This window comes from Pseudomonas edaphica, from assembly GCF_005863185.1.
GTDB classification, from domain to species: domain Bacteria; phylum Pseudomonadota; class Gammaproteobacteria; order Pseudomonadales; family Pseudomonadaceae; genus Aquipseudomonas; species Aquipseudomonas edaphica.
Window position 1 is genome coordinate 1 of record NZ_VBVZ01001094.1, and the last position, 727, is coordinate 727.

Consider the following 727-nt stretch of genomic DNA (forward strand, 5'->3'; position numbering starts at 1 on the left):
CCCAACGCAGTCAACGCCTGCTCGGCATAGCGCACCAGCGAAGCACCCAGGCCCTGCCGACGATAATCGCGGTGCACCGCCACCGAATACAACCAGCCGCGATGCCCGTCATAGCCGGCCAGAATAGTGCCGATCACGGCCTTTTTATCCGTCGCCACAAAGAACAACCCATCGTTTACCGCCAGCTTTTTGTCGATTGCCAGGCTTGGCAGGTTGTGCGCGGTGTCATAGCCAAACGCCTGCTGCCAAAGCGCCACCACCTGGGATCGGTGCGGACGATCGCGATATGGCCCGATGGGATGGCGCGATAACAAGGCCTTCTCCATCACGAGCGTGCGCTCATTGCCATGGTAAACGTCGCGTACCGTGTGAAAGCCCAGCTTGGTATAAAACGGCTCGGCCGTCAGCGATGACGGCACGCTCAGGACCGTCACCCCGGCTTCAACGGCCCGCAGCTCAATCTCGATCATCAGCAGCCGGCCAATGCCCTGCCCTTGCAACGCCGGGTTGACGAATACCGAGCGCACCACATTGCCATCAAGGGCGGCGGTGGCGACGATCATCTGATCCTGGGTCGCCACCAGCACCACCCGGCGCTGGAGCAAGGCCAGCACGGCGTCGGGTGTGAAGTTGCTGGCAACCCGAGCAATCACATCTGCCGGGTAGTCCCGCGCATTGCTGCTGTGCAAGGCTGCCAGGATGACCTGGCTGATGCCCTCGGCATCGG

1 protein-coding gene is annotated in these 727 nt (G+C 62.2%); it reads right to left on the minus strand.

What is annotated here, in order from left to right:
- A partial coding sequence (locus tag FEM54_RS33445) for a GNAT family N-acetyltransferase (protein ID WP_138454386.1) occupies positions 1-727 on the minus strand: 727 nt, incomplete at both ends.